The sequence below is a fragment of the Cupriavidus pampae genome (genome assembly GCF_914271485.1).
Taxonomy (GTDB): domain Bacteria; phylum Pseudomonadota; class Gammaproteobacteria; order Burkholderiales; family Burkholderiaceae; genus Cupriavidus; species Cupriavidus pampae.
Map to the genome: position 1 here is coordinate 168666 of NZ_CAJZAG010000007.1, position 15680 is coordinate 184345.

At 63.6% G+C, this 15680-nt stretch carries 18 protein-coding genes; 11 read left to right on the forward strand and 7 right to left on the reverse strand.

Going from position 1 to position 15680, the window contains the following annotated elements; all coding sequences use genetic code 11:
* Window positions 1–17: 17 nt before the first annotated feature.
* Window positions 18–1133: a ferrochelatase gene (gene hemH, locus LDO41_RS18365; protein WP_223990785.1), complete on the forward strand. Its 1116-nt coding sequence runs from the start codon at window positions 18–20 to the stop codon at window positions 1131–1133.
* A 17-nt stretch (window positions 1134–1150) separates the two neighbouring features.
* A complete protein-coding gene (locus LDO41_RS18370) occupies window positions 1151–1546 on the forward strand; it encodes an RNA-binding S4 domain-containing protein (protein ID WP_223990787.1) in 396 nt (131 codons plus the stop codon).
* Between the two features lie 35 nt (window positions 1547–1581).
* On the opposite strand, the gene LDO41_RS18375 is transcribed toward LDO41_RS18370, so the two are convergent.
* A complete protein-coding gene (locus tag LDO41_RS18375; protein WP_223991433.1) occupies window positions 1582–1773 on the reverse strand; it encodes a hypothetical protein in 192 nt (63 codons plus the stop codon).
* A 221-nt stretch (window positions 1774–1994) separates the two neighbouring features.
* Between LDO41_RS18375 and grpE the strand changes: the two genes are divergently transcribed.
* Entirely contained in the window at window positions 1995–2546 is a 552-nt protein-coding gene (gene grpE / locus LDO41_RS18380) for a nucleotide exchange factor GrpE (protein ID WP_223990789.1), read from the forward strand.
* 75 nt (window positions 2547–2621) lie between these two features.
* Window positions 2622–3047: a thioredoxin family protein gene (locus LDO41_RS18385; RefSeq protein WP_223990791.1), complete on the forward strand. Its 426-nt coding sequence runs from the start codon at window positions 2622–2624 to the stop codon at window positions 3045–3047.
* Here the strand turns inward: LDO41_RS18385 and LDO41_RS18390 are convergent.
* Both LDO41_RS18390 and LDO41_RS18395 read right to left on the reverse strand, forming a co-directional pair.
* The gene (locus LDO41_RS18390) at window positions 3044–4372 is read right to left on the reverse strand and encodes a phospholipase A (RefSeq protein WP_223990793.1); all 1329 of its coding nucleotides are present in this window, start codon (window positions 4370–4372) and stop codon (window positions 3044–3046) included. The two genes, LDO41_RS18385 and LDO41_RS18390, sit on opposite strands and share 4 nt — an antisense overlap.
* Before the next feature lie 119 nt (window positions 4373–4491).
* Window positions 4492–4923 carry a DUF1841 family protein gene (locus LDO41_RS18395; protein ID WP_223990795.1) on the reverse strand — a complete coding sequence of 144 codons (432 nt, stop codon included), beginning with the start codon at window positions 4921–4923 and terminating at the stop codon, window positions 4492–4494.
* Between the two features lie 176 nt (window positions 4924–5099).
* Here LDO41_RS18395 and LDO41_RS18400 point away from each other — a divergent pair, with 176 nt between their 5' ends.
* Window positions 5100–5687 (forward strand): malonic semialdehyde reductase, encoded by a 588-nt coding sequence (locus LDO41_RS18400; RefSeq protein WP_223990797.1) that lies wholly within the window; start codon window positions 5100–5102, stop codon window positions 5685–5687.
* Between the two features lie 3 nt (window positions 5688–5690).
* Here the strand turns inward: LDO41_RS18400 and nth are convergent, their stop codons facing one another.
* Window positions 5691–6335: an endonuclease III gene (gene nth, locus LDO41_RS18405; RefSeq protein WP_223990798.1), complete on the reverse strand. Its 645-nt coding sequence runs from the start codon at window positions 6333–6335 to the stop codon at window positions 5691–5693.
* A gap of 32 nt (window positions 6336–6367) precedes the next feature.
* Entirely contained in the window at window positions 6368–7168 is an 801-nt protein-coding gene (gene rsxB / locus LDO41_RS18410) for an electron transport complex subunit RsxB (protein ID WP_223991399.1), read from the reverse strand.
* 204 nt (window positions 7169–7372) lie between these two features.
* On the opposite strand from rsxB, the gene LDO41_RS18415 reads away from it, so the two are divergent.
* Window positions 7373–8008, forward strand: coding sequence for a TetR/AcrR family transcriptional regulator (locus LDO41_RS18415; protein WP_290370903.1), 636 nt, complete (start codon window positions 7373–7375; stop codon window positions 8006–8008).
* Between the two features lie 68 nt (window positions 8009–8076).
* Here LDO41_RS18415 and LDO41_RS18420 read toward each other — a convergent pair whose 3' ends face one another.
* On the reverse strand, window positions 8077–9318 hold the full coding sequence (locus LDO41_RS18420; RefSeq protein ID WP_223990802.1) for a polyhydroxyalkanoate depolymerase: 1242 nt from the start codon (window positions 9316–9318) through the stop codon (window positions 8077–8079).
* Window positions 9319–9554: 236 nt separating this feature from the next.
* Window positions 9555–10751, reverse strand: coding sequence for an amino acid aminotransferase (locus LDO41_RS18425; protein ID WP_223990804.1), 1197 nt, complete (start codon window positions 10749–10751; stop codon window positions 9555–9557).
* Between the two features lie 167 nt (window positions 10752–10918).
* Here LDO41_RS18425 and uvrB point away from each other — a divergent pair, with 167 nt between their 5' ends.
* The 5 genes from uvrB (at window position 10919) to LDO41_RS18450 (ending at window position 15649) form a co-directional block, all read left to right on the forward strand.
* Window positions 10919–12991 (forward strand): excinuclease ABC subunit UvrB, encoded by a 2073-nt coding sequence (gene uvrB, locus LDO41_RS18430; protein ID WP_223990806.1) that lies wholly within the window; start codon window positions 10919–10921, stop codon window positions 12989–12991.
* A gap of 86 nt (window positions 12992–13077) precedes the next feature.
* Entirely contained in the window at window positions 13078–13299 is a 222-nt protein-coding gene (locus tag LDO41_RS18435) for a hypothetical protein (RefSeq protein WP_223990808.1), read from the forward strand.
* A gap of 43 nt (window positions 13300–13342) precedes the next feature.
* Window positions 13343–13582, forward strand: coding sequence for a hypothetical protein (locus tag LDO41_RS18440; RefSeq protein ID WP_223990810.1), 240 nt, complete (start codon window positions 13343–13345; stop codon window positions 13580–13582).
* A 215-nt stretch (window positions 13583–13797) separates the two neighbouring features.
* A complete protein-coding gene (iscR, locus tag LDO41_RS18445; RefSeq protein WP_223990812.1) occupies window positions 13798–14358 on the forward strand; it encodes a Fe-S cluster assembly transcriptional regulator IscR in 561 nt (186 codons plus the stop codon).
* 67 nt (window positions 14359–14425) lie between these two features.
* Window positions 14426–15649, forward strand: coding sequence for an IscS subfamily cysteine desulfurase (locus LDO41_RS18450; RefSeq protein ID WP_290370904.1), 1224 nt, complete (start codon window positions 14426–14428; stop codon window positions 15647–15649).
* The last annotated feature ends 31 nt before the right edge of the window (window positions 15650–15680 follow it).

Here is a 15680-nt window from a genome sequence, read left to right on the forward strand (position 1 = left end):
GCGCCAACGGGAACCCTATGACGTTTGCACCGGAACCGACGTACCAGCACGGGCAGGCACCGCGCACCGCGATCCTGCTGATCAACCTGGGCACCCCCGATGCCCCTACGCCGAAAGCGGTCGGCCGCTATCTGGCGCAGTTCCTCGGCGACCCGCGCGTGGTCGAGATTCCCCGCCTGGCGTGGCTGCCGATCCTCCACGGCCTGATCCTGCCGTTCCGCTCGCGCGCATCGGCCATGAAGTACGAATCGATCTGGCTGCGCGAGGCCCATATGACGGGCTCGCCGTTGCTGGTCCACACCGAACGCCAGGCCCACGCGCTGCAGCAGCTGATGAATCAGCTCGGTCACGATGTCACGGTGGCCTGCGCGATGCGCTATGGCAACCCGTCGATCGGCTCGGTGCTGGAGGCGTTGCGGCGGCAGGGCACCGAACGCATTCTGGTGCTGCCGCTCTATCCCCAGTTTTCCGGCACCACCACGGCGACTGCATTCGACGAGTTGTTCCGCGTGCTGGGCACTTGGCGCAATCAGCCAGAAATCCGGCTGGTCAAGCATTTCCACGATCATCCGGCCTATATCGCGGCGCTACACCAGCAGGTCGGCGCATACTGGGCGCAGCACGGCGCGCCGGACTTCGCGCGCGGCGACAAGCTGATCCTGTCGTTCCACGGACTGCCGCGGCGATTGCTGGAACTCGGCGATCCGTACCATTGCGAGTGCCTGAAGACCGGACGGCTGCTCGGCGAGGCGCTCGGCCTGCAGCCGGGGCAGTATCAGGTCACGTTCCAGTCGCGCTTCGGCAAGGCGGAGTGGCTGCAGCCTTATACGGCGCCGACGTTGACCGAGCTCGGCAAGGTCGGTACCGCGCGGGTCGATGTGTTCTGCCCGGGCTTTCCGGCCGATTGCATCGAAACCCTCGAGGAAATTGCGATGGAAGGGCTGTCGGAGTTTCGCGTGGCGGGCGGTAAGGATTTCCACTTCATTCCGTGCCTGAACGACGCGGAACCGTGGATTGCCGGCCTGGCCGAGCTCGCATTGCAGCATTTGCAGGGCTGGCCGCTGCGCGCGCCGCATCCGCACGAACTCGACGCCCGCCGCACGCGCGCGCAGACCCGTGGCGCGGCGGCCTGAGTGGCAGGTACATAGACATGAACGTGGATTTCGAACCCCATGCGCGGCTGCGCATCGATAAATGGCTTTGGTGCGCGCGCTTCTTCAAGACGCGCTCGCTGGCAGCGGAGGCGGTGGAGCGTGGCCGCGTCGAGGTCAACGGGCAGGCGATCAAGAACTCGCGCGAGGTCAAGCCCGGCGACACCGTCGTCATTGAGGCGTACCAGCAGCGTTGGGAAGTCGTGGTGAAGGGGATTGCCGGGGCGCGAGGTCCGGCTGCGGTGGCGCAGACGCTATACGAGGAAACCGCGGCCAGCACGGCCAAGCGCGAGCAGACGGCCGAACAGCGCCGCTACCAGAACGAGCCGACGGCGCAACTGCAGGGCCGCCCGACCAAACGCGATCGCCGTCGGATGGACGACTTCAAAGCCTGACGATTTCCGGCACTGACGAATGTTGGCACCGAGCCTCATCGGACGTAGTGAACGAGGTAGTGTTTGAAGACGGCTTTGCCGCTCCCATATTCGGTTTCGCGAGGGGTAAAGGCACCGGAGACGCAGATGAACACCGTCATCAGCGCCAGCGCGGCGAGCAGGCAGAACGTCACCACAGGCATCTTGTGCATGACAAACCTTCTGAAGTCGAAATCAGAACGATCCACGCCTACCTCCCATCATCATTTTTGTCATTTTTTCTCCATGAATAGTAGTGTGTGCGCCGCAGCAAGGCAATGACGGCTCAGTGACGAATCCCCTGCGTTTGTAACGGCTTGTTTCGAAGGCTCTGAACCGCCACCCTTGAAAAACCGCCGGTCATCGCCACCTCCGCGCTACACTTGCCGATTCCCAAGGCTTTTCGCTTTTTGCATACAGATCGATCGACATGGACGAACAGAATCAGACGCCATCTCCCACGGCTGCCGCCGACGACGCTCACGCCGTGCCCGGCACCCAGCAATCCGGTGCTGACGACCTGGTCGCGCAATTGACGCAACAGGTCGCCGACCTCGAAGCCAAGGCCAAGGAGCATTACGACATGTTCCTGCGCGCCACCGCGGATGGCGAAAACATTCGCCGCCGCGCCCAGGACGACGTGGCCAAGGCACACAAGTTTGCGATCGAAAACTTCGCGGACAACCTGCTGCCGGTCATGGACAGCCTGGCCGCCGCGCTCGCCGACAACACCAACGACATCGTCAAGCTGCGCGAAGGCGTGGAACTGACGGCCCGTCAACTCGCCAGCGCCTTCGAGCGCGGCAAGATCGTCGAGCTCAACCCGGTAGGCGAGAAGTTCGACCCGCATCGCCACCAGGCCATCTCGATGGTGCCGTCCGAGCAGGAACCCAATACGGTGGTCAACGTACTGCAACGCGGTTACCTGATCGCCGATCGCGTCCTGCGTCCGGCACTCGTGACGGTGTCGGCGCCGCGCTAAGGCTCGCCGGCCCAGTCAGATATCTCGAACGCCCGGAGCCCTTGGCCCGGGCGTTCTGCATTTCAGGAGCCTCTCATGTCCGATCCGACCACAGAATCCGCCGCCCCAAACGTTGACCACCTCGATCACCGTGCTTTCGACGCGTTCGGCATGCGCGAAGTCGATGGCACGACCATCGACGCGGCCATTGCCGATGCGGGTGACGATCTCGTCTGCGTGTTCTTCTGGGGCGTCGATTGCTTTAACTGCGAGATGGCCAAGAAAGCGATGCTGGCCAACCCCGAGCCAATCCGCGCACTCAATGTGCACTGGCTCCACGCCAACGTGTACGCGCATCCGGAACTCGGCCGCCGCTTTGGCCTGCACGGCATTCCGGTCTTCATGTTCTTCCACAAGGGCAAGAAGCTCGGCCGCGCGACGGGCTGGCATGGCCACGGGCAGTTTGCGGCCGCGGTCGGTAACGCACGCCTCAAGGCCAACGGCAAGCCGCTCGCGGGCTAGCGCGACAGCGCGTAGCCAATGCGGAACTGCCACGGCGACTTCTGGTTGTAATCGATCAGCGATTCGCCGTAACCGTAGAACATGCCCGCCATCAGATAGCCCGCAGTGCCGGGCACCAGCCGCGCGAGCGGATATGTCAGTGCCGCATTGACGCTGCCGTACCCCTTGCGCGTGCCCTTGCGTAGCGTAGCGCTCGCCTCCCAGGAATCGGGTTTGCCATACGCGATATTGAGGTCCATGTAGCCGCGATAGTGCGCGATGTCCTCGTTGTCGCTCTTGCCCACGTACCCGTAGATTTTCGGGGCGACCTTCCAGTGCCAGTCGGTCTGGTCGCCAAAGTAGAGCGTCGGGGTCACGAATAGCGTGTTGATACCGCGCGAGCTGTCGCCGCCCAGCCCGTTCGACTCGTGCTCGAAGCCCGTCGCGACAGAGAGCCGGCTGATCACGTTGTTGCGGACGCCGGTATCGGACAGGTAGTAATAAAGGCTCGGCCGGTAGTTGGTGTCGCGGAACGGCCGCGATTCACCGCTCAGGTCCCACAGCGAGAACTGCGTATAGCCGAAATACAGGTTATCGAGCACGGACTTCGAGGCGGGGTCCTTGCCTTCGAAGATCCGGAACTTGAAGCTCAGCTGGAATTTCGCGTTGGCGCCGTCATGGCCGCCGAACATGATGTACATCGGCTCATTGAACGACAGCCGCTGCGCGTCGCGCAGATCGGCCGGCGCCGGACCCGGCTCGGTCGGCACTGTCGCGATGGTTTCGCCGTCGGCCAACTTCGCGGTCGCGGCTGTTGTTGCCGCTGCAGTTGCCGCTGCCGAGCTTGCCGCGGGTGCCGTGCCGTTGGGCGGTGCCGCCGAGGCGACGCCCGGGGTGGCCCCCGAGGACGCCTGCGTCGCCGTGCCGGCACCGGCCTCGGGCGCTCGGTTCAGCGTCACGAGTACCGGCGCCGCGTCGATGCCCGCGACGTCGAGCCGCACCTGCCCGCGCAGCGTTTCCGGCCACGGCGCGGTGTACTGAAACGTTCGGGTCTCGCCATTCTTCAGTTGCACCACCGCCGGCCCCGGCGCCGTGCGCCGCGCATCGATGCGGATCGGCGCGGTCATATCGGCCGAAGCCGTGACCGCCAGTGTGCTGGGCACCTCGAAGCGGCGCGTGGCGGCGTCGCCCACCACCAGCAGTGTGACGGTGAGCGGCCGCGTGCCGTCGATCACACGCGGCGGTTGCAGCAAGGTCACGCCGGCGTGAGCGGCAACGGGAGTCGTCAGCAGGAGAAACGCGAACGCGCCGGCAAGGCCGGCGCGCGAGGGCGCAATGACGGTCATTGGGCGAGGCATTGCACGCCTGTGCGGCGCACAATTTGTCAGATTGGCAATGCCGCAAAGGCTAGCACGTCACCACCGCATCACTTGTCAGTGTTTGTCGGAAACTGACAGGTGAGTTTTCAGGCGCCCGCCCGGCGCCGGACCGAGTCGATATATTGCTGGCCGTCCGGTGGAAGCCCCGTGCGCTGGGCATTCCAGAGCATCTCGCCCAGGCACTCCATCACCTGATGCTGGGCTTCGTGCGGCGAATCCAGCCGGCGCGCAAGTGCCTCGTAGGCCGCGCGAATACCCGGTGGCTGGTCGATCGATACCTGTTCGGAAATCGACAGGTGCATCGACAGATGCAGGAACGGATTGGTCTGGCCGCGCTCGGGCGTGTAGGCCTCGGCAAGCGCGCCTTCGGTATCGGTCAGCAACGACTGGTACTCGGGATGCTCGCCGATCCAATCGACGGCCATCGCCTCGAGCGGCGTCAGGACACTGCCCGCGAGCTGCTTCTGCCATGCATCGCAGAAAAACCGGCGGACTTCTTCTCGTGAGGGATTGAACATGATGGCCGCCATTGTAGAGCAGGGCCGCGCGGCTTGCCGGTGCCGCGTTTCGATCTCTTTACGGTTGCGCCGAGATCATCAAATTAATTGACAGACTTGCACAACGCCATTGTGCGGTGCGGCAGGAGGTGCCGGTAGAATCGCACGGTCTTTTCCTCAAACAAGAGCCGCAACTCATGACTACGATCGCCCCGGCCGTGATGGCCCAGCTGTTCACCGAAGCGCGTACCCACAACGTCTGGCAGGACAAGGGCATCGAAGATGCCGTGCTGCGCCAGATCTACGAAGCGATGAAGTTCGGTCCCACGGCCGCCAACAGCTCGCCCGCGCGCATCGTGTTCGTGAAGTCGGCCGCCGAGAAGGCGCGCCTGGTCGAGTGTGTGTCCGCCGGCAACGCCGAAAAAACGCGCACCGCGCCGGTCACGGCGATCGTCGCATTCGACAACAGCTTCCATGATCAGCTGCCGCGCCTGTTCCCGCACGCCGATGCGCGTTCGTGGTACGCCGGCTCGCCCGAGAAGACTGCGCGCGACGCGCTGATGAACAGCTCGCTGCAAGGCGGTTACTTTATCCTCGCCGCGCGCGCGCTCGGTCTGGACTGCGGTCCGATGGCCGGCTTCGACGCCGCCAAGCTCAACGCCGCGTTCTTCCCCGACGGCAAGTGGTCGGTCAACTTCCTCGTGAACCTCGGCTACGGCATCGGCGAAAAGCTGCACCCGCGCCTGCCGCGCCTCACGTTCGAAGAAGCCTGCCGCATCGTCTGACGGCTACTGCGTCGGCGCTTCCGTCTTCTCGCGGAACTCGCACAACGGCTCGATCGCGCAATGCCAGCACTCTGGCTTGCGCGCCTTGCAGACGTAGCGCCCATGCAGAATCAGCCAATGGTGCGCGTCGTGCAGAAACGCATCGGGCACCACCTTGAGCAGCTTCTGCTCGACCACATCCACGTTCTTGCCCGGTGCGATGCCGGTGCGGTTCGACACGCGGAAGATATGCGTATCCACCGCGATCGTCGGCTGCCCGAATGCGGTGTTCAGCACCACGTTGGCGGTCTTGCGACCCACGCCGGGCAGCGCTTCCAGCGCGGCACGTTCGGGCGGCACCTTGCCGCCATGCTGTTCGACGAGAATCCGGCAGGTCTCGATCACGTGCTTGGCCTTGGTCTTGTACAGGCCGATCGTCTTGATGTAGTCGATCAGCCCGGCCTCGCCCAGCGCCAGCATCTGCTGCGGGGAATGCGCCACCGGAAACAGCTTGCGCGTGGCCTTGTTGACGCCCACGTCGGTCGCCTGCGCGGACAGCAACACCGCGATCAGCAACTCGAATGGCGAGCTGTACTCGAGCTCGGTGGTCGGCGTCGGATTGACTTCGCGCAGCGTCTCGAAAATGGCAAGAATCTTCTTGGCGTTCATGCGATGGCGTGAGTGGCTTGGTTCTGCTGGGTTCAGGTCTTGTCGTTCTTCTTGGTGTCCTGCGCCTGCGCCTGCGCCGCGCGCGCGCGTCGTGCCTCGGCCGCATCGATCTGCGCCTGCACCGCGGGCGACACCTCGTCGGTATTGCGTGGCCGCGTGCCCGCGGCGGCCTGCTTCTGTCGCGCGCGCTCGATCGCGGCTTGAATAATCGCCTGCTTGCGTGCCTGCGCGGCACGCTCTTCCTCGCTCTGCGTGGGCTCCGCGCGCAACGCTTCGAGCTTGGCGGCCGCCTTGGCAGCCAGGCGCGCGTCGTTCTCCTCGACCTCCCGCACCAGCCGAATCTTGCGTGCGTCGTAGCGGGCGTGCGCAACGTCGGCCTGCGCCTGCGACCATGCGGCCCAGCCGGTGCGCTCGTCCGTCACCGGAATCATGTCGATGCAATCGACGGGGCAGGGCGCCACGCAAAGGTCGCAGCCGGTGCACCAGTCGGGCAACACCGTGTGCATCTGCTTGGCCGCGCCGACGATCGCGTCGACCGGACACGCCTGTATGCACAGCGTGCAGCCGATGCACAGGCTCTCGTCGATCCACGCCACCGCGCGCGATTGCTCGATACCGCGCTCCGCGTCGAGTGGCAACGGGGCGGTACCAAGGGCCACCGATAGCCGCGCGATGCCCTCGGCGCCGCCGGGCGGGCAGCGATTGGCCAGCGCCTCGCCGCTGGCCATCGCCTCGGCATACGGACGGCAACCGTCGAACCCGCACTTTGTGCATTGGGTTTGTGGCAGCAGCGCTTCGAGTCGATCGGCGAGGGAGGATGCGGATGGGTTCACAACGGGCAAGGCAATCTTCTGGGGAACATCTTTGGGAACGACATTCTGGGAACGACGGGTGGCGCCGGCCTCTGTGTGCCATGCGCGGCAAGGATTATCCCCGATTTCGTCCGTAGGCAGAATCGGTGAACATGCGCACGTCCCCAGGCGGGGACCGATCAACACCCTATGCCATAATCCGCCGCTATGAATGATCCGGAACGTATCGCCATCGAGCCAAAAACCAAGCGGGATCCCGAAGGAACGCGGCGGCGCATCCTTGCGGCCGCCACCGAGGAATTCGCCAAAGGCGGACTTGCCGGCGCGCGCGTCGACCAGATTGCGCGCCGCGCCGAGACCAACGAGCGCATGCTGTACTACTACTACGGCAGCAAGGAAGGGCTCTTCCTGGCTGTGCTCGAGAAGCAGTACGCCGAATTCCGCGCTGACGAGGAGCGCCTGCACATCGTCGACGAGGACCCGGTCGCGGCCGTGCGCACGCTGGCCCGTTTCGTATGGGACTGGTATTACCAGCATCCGGAGTTCATCCGGCTCGTCAACAGCGAGAACCTGCACGAGGCCCGCCACCTCAAGAAGTCCGCGCAATTGCACCAACTGGTCAACCCGGTGGTGAACGTGCTGGCCGACATCATCCGCCGCGGGCAAAAGCAGGGCGTGTTCCGCGACAATATCGATGTGCCGCAGTTCTACCTGACCATCTCGGCGCTCGGCTACTACGTGCTGTCAAACCGCTACACGATCAGTGCCGTGATCGGCCGCGACGTGGCGTCGCAGGAGGAGCACGAACGATTTGCCGCGCTCCATACCGACATGCTGCTGAGCTACCTCACCAAACAGTAGAAGTCGGCGACGCAAGAAAAAAACGCCCGCGGAAGCGGGCGTTTTTGCATCGACTACCAGCGCTACGTTCAGCGGTGCTTGCGAATGAACTCGCGCAGTTCCGGGTAGATGTTTTCGCGCCAGCGACGGCCCGAGAAGATGCCGTAGTGCCCGCACTTCGGCGCAATCAGATGTTGCTTGCGCGTCTTCGGGATGCCGGCGCACAGATCGTGCGCCGCGGCGGTCTGGCCCATGCCCGAGATATCGTCGAGCTCACCCTCGATCGTCAGCAGCGCGGTGCCCTTGATGTCCTGCGGCCGCACCGGCTCGCCCTCGATCTCCCACGTGCCATTGGCCAGACGAAACTCCTGGAACACCTCGCGAATGGTGTCGAGGTAGTACTCGGCCGCCATGTCCAGCACCGCGTTGTACTCGTCGTAGAACCGCACGTGCGACTCGGCATCGTCGGCATCGCCTTCGACGAGGTTCAGGTAGTAGTCGTAGTGCGACGACAGATGGCGATCCGGGTTCATCGCGACGAAGCCCGCATGCTGCAGGAAGCCCGGATAAACCTTGCGGCCATGGCCCGGATAGTTCGCCGGCACCGTGTAGATGACGTTGTTCTCGAACCATTCGAACGACTTGTTCGTCGCCAGCGAGTTGACCGCGGTCGGGCTCTTGCGTGCGTCGATCGGGCCTCCCATCATCGTCATCGTGCGTGGCGTCTTCTCGCCGGCCGAGGCCATCAGCGAGATCGCGGCCAGCACCGGTACCGTCGGCTGGCACACGGACACCACGTGCAGCTGATCGGCGCCGATATGGCGGATGAATTCCTGGATGTAGCGGATGTAGTCCGAAAGATGGAAGTCGCCTTCCTCGATCGGCACCATGCGCGCATCGACCCAGTCCGTCACGTAGACCTTGTGGTCCTGCAGCAGCGTGCGCACGGTATCGCGCAGCAGCGTCGAATGATGGCCCGACAGCGGCGCGCACACGAGCACGGTCGGCTCGTCCTTGAGCAGCTTGATGGTGTCAGGATCGTCCGCGTATCGCTTGAAGCGCACCAGCTTGCAGAACGGCTTCTCGAACACGGTCTGCTCGACGATCGGGATATCGCGACCGTTGGACTTGACCGACTTGATGTCGAAGGCTGGCTTTTCGTATTCCTTGCCCAGGCGGTAGAGCAGTTCGTAACCGGCGGCCAGACGCGGGGCGCCGGGCACAAGGGAAAGCGGACTGAGGGGGTTCGTGAACGTCTTCGCCGTAGCTTGCGCCCACGCCGTCAGTGGGTTCAGAAGCGAGCGCTGGAACTCGTGCAGTTGATAAAGCATGCCGGATACCTGTACCTGTCGTGCCGTAAGGTTGGCTTTGTGGAGGTGCCAACGATTATGCCCGCAATCAATCGATCGTGCTTTGCAGCATATAACTGGAAGTTACATCGCCATGCGGAAAGCACAATAAGACAAACGCCTTAATTCGCCATGAGGATGTCCTACCGGCATGAAAAAGGCGACCGGAGGTGATCCTCCGGTCGCCTTTTGGCAACACTCGGGCTATTTCTTCGCTATCAGTAGACTGCGGCGATAGCGTTTACCACGGCGTCGATATTGCGGCTGTTCAGCGCGGCCACGCAGATGCGGCCCGTGCCCACGGCGTAGATGCCGTGCTCGGTACGCAGGCGATCGACTTGCGCCGACGACAGGCCCGAGTACGAGAACATGCCGCGCTGCGCCTTCACGAACGAGAAGTCGCCCGGCACGCCCTTGGCGGCCAGCTTGTCCACGAGCGCATTGCGCATCAGCTTGATGCGGTCGCGCATCTCGGCCAGTTCGGCTTCCCACATCGCGCGCAGCTCGGGGCTGTTCAGCACGGTGGCGACCACGGTGCCGCCGTGCGTCGGCGGGTTCGAGTAGTTCGTGCGGATCACGCGCTTGATCTGCGACAGCACGCGCTGCGCTTCTTCCTTGCCCGTGGTCACGATCGACAGCGCGCCCACGCGCTCGCCGTACAGCGAGAAGCTCTTGGAGAACGAGCTCGAAACGAAGAACGGCAGGCCCGACTCGGCGAACAGGCGCACGGCGGCACCGTCGGCGTCGATGTTCTCGGCAAAGCCCTGATAGGCCATGTCGAGGAACGGAATCAGGTTGCGCGACTTCACGAGCTCAACCACCTGCTTCCACTGATCTTCCGACAGATCCACGCCGGTCGGGTTGTGGCAGCACGCGTGCAGCACGACGACGGTGTTGGCCGGGAACGACTTCAGCGATTCCACCATGCCGGCGAAATTCAGGCCGTGGCTCGGGGCGTCGTAGTACGTGTAGTTGATGACCGGGAAACCGGCGGCTTCGAACAGCGCGCGGTGGTTTTCCCAGCTCGGGTCGCTGATGGCGACCTTGGCATCCGGGTACAGGCGCTTGAGGAAGTCGGCGCCGATCTTCAGTGCACCTGTACCGCCAAGTGCCTGTGCCGTCACAACACGGCCTTCGGTAATCAGCGACGATTCCTTGCCGAACAGCAGCGTCTGCACGGCCTGATCGTAGGCGGCGATGCCTTCGATCGGCAGGTAGCCACGCGGGGTGGCGGTGGTCAGGCGGGCCTTTTCGGCCTCCTGCACGGCGCGCAGCAGCGGAATTTTCCCTTCGTCGGTGAAGTACACGCCAACGCCCAGATTCACTTTGGTGGGACGCGTATCGGCATTGAAGGCTTCATTGAGGCCCAGGATCGGGTCGCGCGGGGCCATCTCGACGGCAGAAAACAAACTCATTTGAGATCTCGTGGTCAGCTGTGTAACAAAACGGAGGGCGTAGAATGCTTCGGACTGCGCTGGGTTGGCGGTAGCTTCAGGTACGGTATCCGACCGGACTGAAGCGGACTGCGCAACCCCAAGATTCTAGCGTATTCGCCCGTTTTCCTGAGGTAATTCCCTACTCTATGTCGAATCTCGCCGAAGCCGCCCCGGCCCTGGACGAAAGCAAGTTTGTCTCGTTTCCGGGATCGCCGTTCCAGCTGTACCAGCCGTTCCCGCCCGCAGGCGACCAGCCTGAAGCGATCCGCCAGCTGACGGAGGGGGTGGGCGACGGCCTGTCGTTCCAGACGCTGCTCGGCGTCACGGGCTCCGGCAAGACTTACACCATGGCCAACGTGATCGCGCGCGTGGGTCGGCCGGCCATCGTGTTCGCGCCCAACAAGACGCTGGCGGCGCAGCTGTATTCGGAGTTCCGCGATTTCTTCCCGCGCAACGCGGTCGAGTACTTCGTCAGTTACTACGACTACTACCAGCCCGAGGCCTATGTGCCGCAGCGCGATCTGTTTATCGAGAAGGACTCGTCGATCAACGAGCATATCGAGCAGATGCGGCTGTCGGCGACCAAGAGCCTGCTCGAACGACGCGACACGATCATCGTGGCGACGGTGTCGGCCATCTACGGTATCGGTAATCCGAGCGAATATCACAAGATGATTCTCACGCTGCGGACCGGCGACAAGCTGAGCCAGCGCGACATCATCACGCGCCTGATCGCGATGCAGTACACGCGCAACGAGACCGACTTCCAGCGCGGCACGTTCCGCGTGCGCGGCGACACGCTCGATATCTTCCCGGCCGAGCATGCCGAGATGGCGGTGCGCGTCGAACTGTTCGACGACGAAGTGGACGCGCTGCATTTCTTCGATCCGCTGACGGGCCGGGTGCGCCAGAAGGTGCCACGTTTCACGGTCTATCCATCGAGCCACTACGTGACGCCGCGCGACACGGTGCTGCGCGCGATCGAGGATATCAAGCTGGAGTTGCGCGAGCGGCTGGACTTCTTCTACAAGGAGAACCGACTGGTAGAGGCGCAGCGGCTCGAGCAGCGCACGCGCTTCGACCTCGAAATGCTCGCGGAGCTCGGCTTCTGCAAGGGCATCGAGAACTATTCGCGCCATCTGTCGGGGGCCGCGCCGGGCGAACCGCCGCCGACGCTGGTCGACTACCTGCCGCCTGACGCGCTGATGTTCCTCGATGAGTCGCACGTGCTGATCGGCCAGCTCAACGGCATGTACAACGGTGACCGCGCGCGCAAGACGACGCTCGTCGAGTTCGGCTTCCGCCTGCCGTCCGCGCTCGATAACCGGCCGCTCAAGTTCGATGAGTTCGAGCGCAAGATGCGCCAGGTCACGTTCGTCTCCGCCACGCCCGCGCAGTTCGAGAACGCGCACGCGGACCAGGTGGTGGAGCAGGTGGTGCGTCCCACCGGGCTGGTTGATCCGATCATCCACGTGCGGCCCGCCAGCACGCAGGTGGACGATCTGCTGTCGGAGATCCATATCCGCGTGGAGGCCGGCGAGCGCGTGCTCGTCACCACGCTGACCAAGCGTATGTCGGAGCAGCTCACCGAATTCCTTTCGGAGAACGGCGTCAAGGTGCGCTACCTGCATTCGGACATCGATACCGTGGAGCGTGTGGAGATCATCCGCGACCTGCGGCTCGGGACCTTCGACGTGCTGGTGGGCATTAACCTGCTGCGCGAGGGTCTCGACATTCCCGAGGTGTCGCTGGTGGCGATTCTCGATGCGGACAAGGAAGGCTTTCTGCGTGCCGAGCGTTCGCTGATCCAGACCATCGGCCGCGCCGCGCGTAACGTCAATGGCACGGCCATCCTCTACGGCGATCGCATCACCGATTCGATGCGGCGCGCGATGGACGAGACCGAGCGCCGTCGCGTGAAGCAGCTCGCGTTCAACGAGGCCAACGGCATTACGCCGCGCGGCGTGGTCAAACGCATCAAGGACATTATCGACGGCGTCTACAACCCCGACGAAGTCCGGGCCGAGCTGTCGGCCGCCGCGGAGCGCGCGAAGTACGAGGACATGAGCGAGAAGCAGGTCGCCAAGGAGATCAAGCGTCTGGAAAAACAGATGCTCGACCACGCGAAGAATCTCGAGTTCGAGAAGGCCGCGCAGGTGCGCGACCAACTGGCCAAGCTGCGCGCGCAGGTGTTCGGCGCCAGTGGCGACCATCTGTAGCACACGGGCCACGTCAAACGCGTACGCAAGTGCGCGTCGGCTCCTATAGTGGAGGGCGGAGCCCGATCACGAACCAGGAGCGCGCCATGGTGACAGAGTTTGAGTATGGTGGTTATGCGGTGGTGGCACGGGCAATTCCACATGCCAGCGGCGGTTACGCCGGGGTGGTGCAGATAGCCGATGCGTTCGGCGAGCCGCTCGGTCCGACCTTCGAGACCGAGACCGGTTCCGCGGCAACGCCGGAGGCTGCGCTGGCCCTGGCCGAAGCTACCGCGATGCAGACCATAGACGCCGGCGAGGTGAACTGAGATCCCGGGCCAAGGGACCGCCGGCCAGACAGGAGACAACGTCATGGCCTATCGCAGTGAATGGAAGAAGAGGGTTTTCGAGACGCACGAGGTTCAGGTGCTGGTGAAGCCCCGGTCGCAGACCGAATGGGAGTACACGGTGCGGGTCTGCCGTGCCGGGACCAATATCCGGGCGGCGAGCACGCTGACCGAGACTTCGGCCATCGGCGACCACTTCAGATCGCCCGAAGACGCCGAAACCGCCGGCTTCGCGCGCGGGAAGGTGATCTTCGAAACCATGTAGTCCGGGCGGACGCCGGGCCGCGCGGGGCACGTCTGCAGACTCTGACGGACGAAGGTAAAATGCGCTCGGCTCGGCGGTGCCGCCTCCTTAGCACATTTGGCGGAACCATGTGCCGCACCGGTCAATATGATGCACCGCGGTAGGGTTACTTGACTAAATTAGTCGGGAAAATTTATACTTGACCGAAACGTTCAAGTATTCCAACCCTGAGCATCATGAGACTCACGACAAAAGGCCGTTTCGCGGTGACCGCCATGATCGACCTGGCCATGCGCCAGGACCAGGGGCCCGTCACGCTCGCCGGCATCAGCCAGCGCCAGAAAATCTCCCTGTCCTACCTCGAGCAACTGTTCGGCAAGCTGCGTCGCCACGAAATCGTGGAAAGCGTACGCGGCCCGGGCGGCGGCTACAGCCTGGCCCGCAAGGCCGAGGCCGTGACGGTGGCGGACATCATCATCGCCGTCGATGAGCCGCTGGACGCCACGCAGTGTGGCGGCAAGGGCAATTGCCACGGCGACGAGGGCAGCGGGCGCTGCATGACCCACGAACTGTGGGCGACGCTGAACCAGAAGATGGTGGAGTACCTCGATTCCGTTTCCCTCAAGGATCTGGTCGATCAGCAACGGGCCAAGCAGCCCGCGGTGCTGCACGACATGCGCGAGGATGCGACGGCTCAGCCAGCCGCAGCCGCGCCGCGCGGCAGCAAGGTGGACAAGCAGGAAAAGCCGGCCCGGGCGCGGGTCGTGAACTCGGTCTTCAGTCTGGCGCAGTCCTGACGCTGCATCAGAAGTTGTTATAAACTATCGATAAGCGCAATCGATTAGCAGTCCCTATAAGGCAGTCATAACGATGAGCACCCCACATTTCCCCATCTACATGGATTACTCGGCGACGACGCCGGTAGACCCGCGCGTGGCGGACAAGATGATTCCGTACCTGCGCGAGCAGTTCGGCAATCCGGCGTCGCGTAGCCACGCTTACGGCTGGGATGCCGAGCGCGCGGTGGAAGAAGCCCGTGAGCAGGTGGCCGCGCTGGTTGGCGCCGATCCGCGCGAGATCGTCTGGACCTCGGGCGCTACCGAGTCCAACAACCTTGCGATCAAGGGTGCCGCGAATTTCTACTCGGGCAAGGGCAAGCACATCATCACCGTGAAGACCGAGCACAAGGCCGTGCTGGACACCACGCGTGAACTCGAGCGTCAGGGCTTCGAGGTGACGTACCTCGACGTCAAGGACGACGGCCTGATCGATATGGACGTGCTGAAGGCCGCGCTGCGCCCGGACACGATTCTGGTGTCGGTCATGCTCGTCAACAACGAGATCGGCGTCATTCAGGACATCGAGCAGATCGGCGCGATCTGCCGCGAGAAGGGCATCATCTTCCATTGCGACGCCGCACAGGCGACCGGCAAGGTGACGATCGACCTGAGCAAGCTCAAGGTCGACCTGATGTCGTTCTCGGCGCACAAGACTTACGGCCCGAAGGGCATCGGCGCGTTGTACGTCCGCCGCAAGCCGCGCGTGCGCATCGAAGCGCAGATGCACGGTGGCGGCCACGAGCGCGGTATGCGTTCGGGCACGCTGGCGACGCACCAGATCGTTGGCATGGGCGAAGCGTTCCGCCTGGCGCGCGAGGAAATGGCGACTGAGAACGAGCGTATCCGCATGCTGCGTGATCGCCTGTGGCGCGGTTTCTCGGACATGGAAGAGGTATATCTGAACGGCTCGCTGGAACACCGCGTGCCGCATAACCTCAACGTCAGCTTCAACTTCGTCGAGGGCGAGTCCCTGATCATGGCGATCAAGGACGTGGCGGTCTCGTCGGGTTCGGCTTGCACGTCGGCTTCGCTGGAACCGTCCTACGTGCTGCGCGCGCTGGGCCGCAACGATGAACTGGCGCATAGCTCGATTCGTTTCACGGTGGGCCGTTTCACCACCGAGCAGGAAATCGACTTCACCGTCGAGCTGCTGAAGAGCAAGATCAGCAAGCTCCGTGACCTGTCCCCACTGTGGGAGATGTTCAAGGACGGCGTCGATCTGAATTCGATTCAGTGGGCTGCGCACTAAGCGCCGGACCCTCAGAACGACGACAAGAACA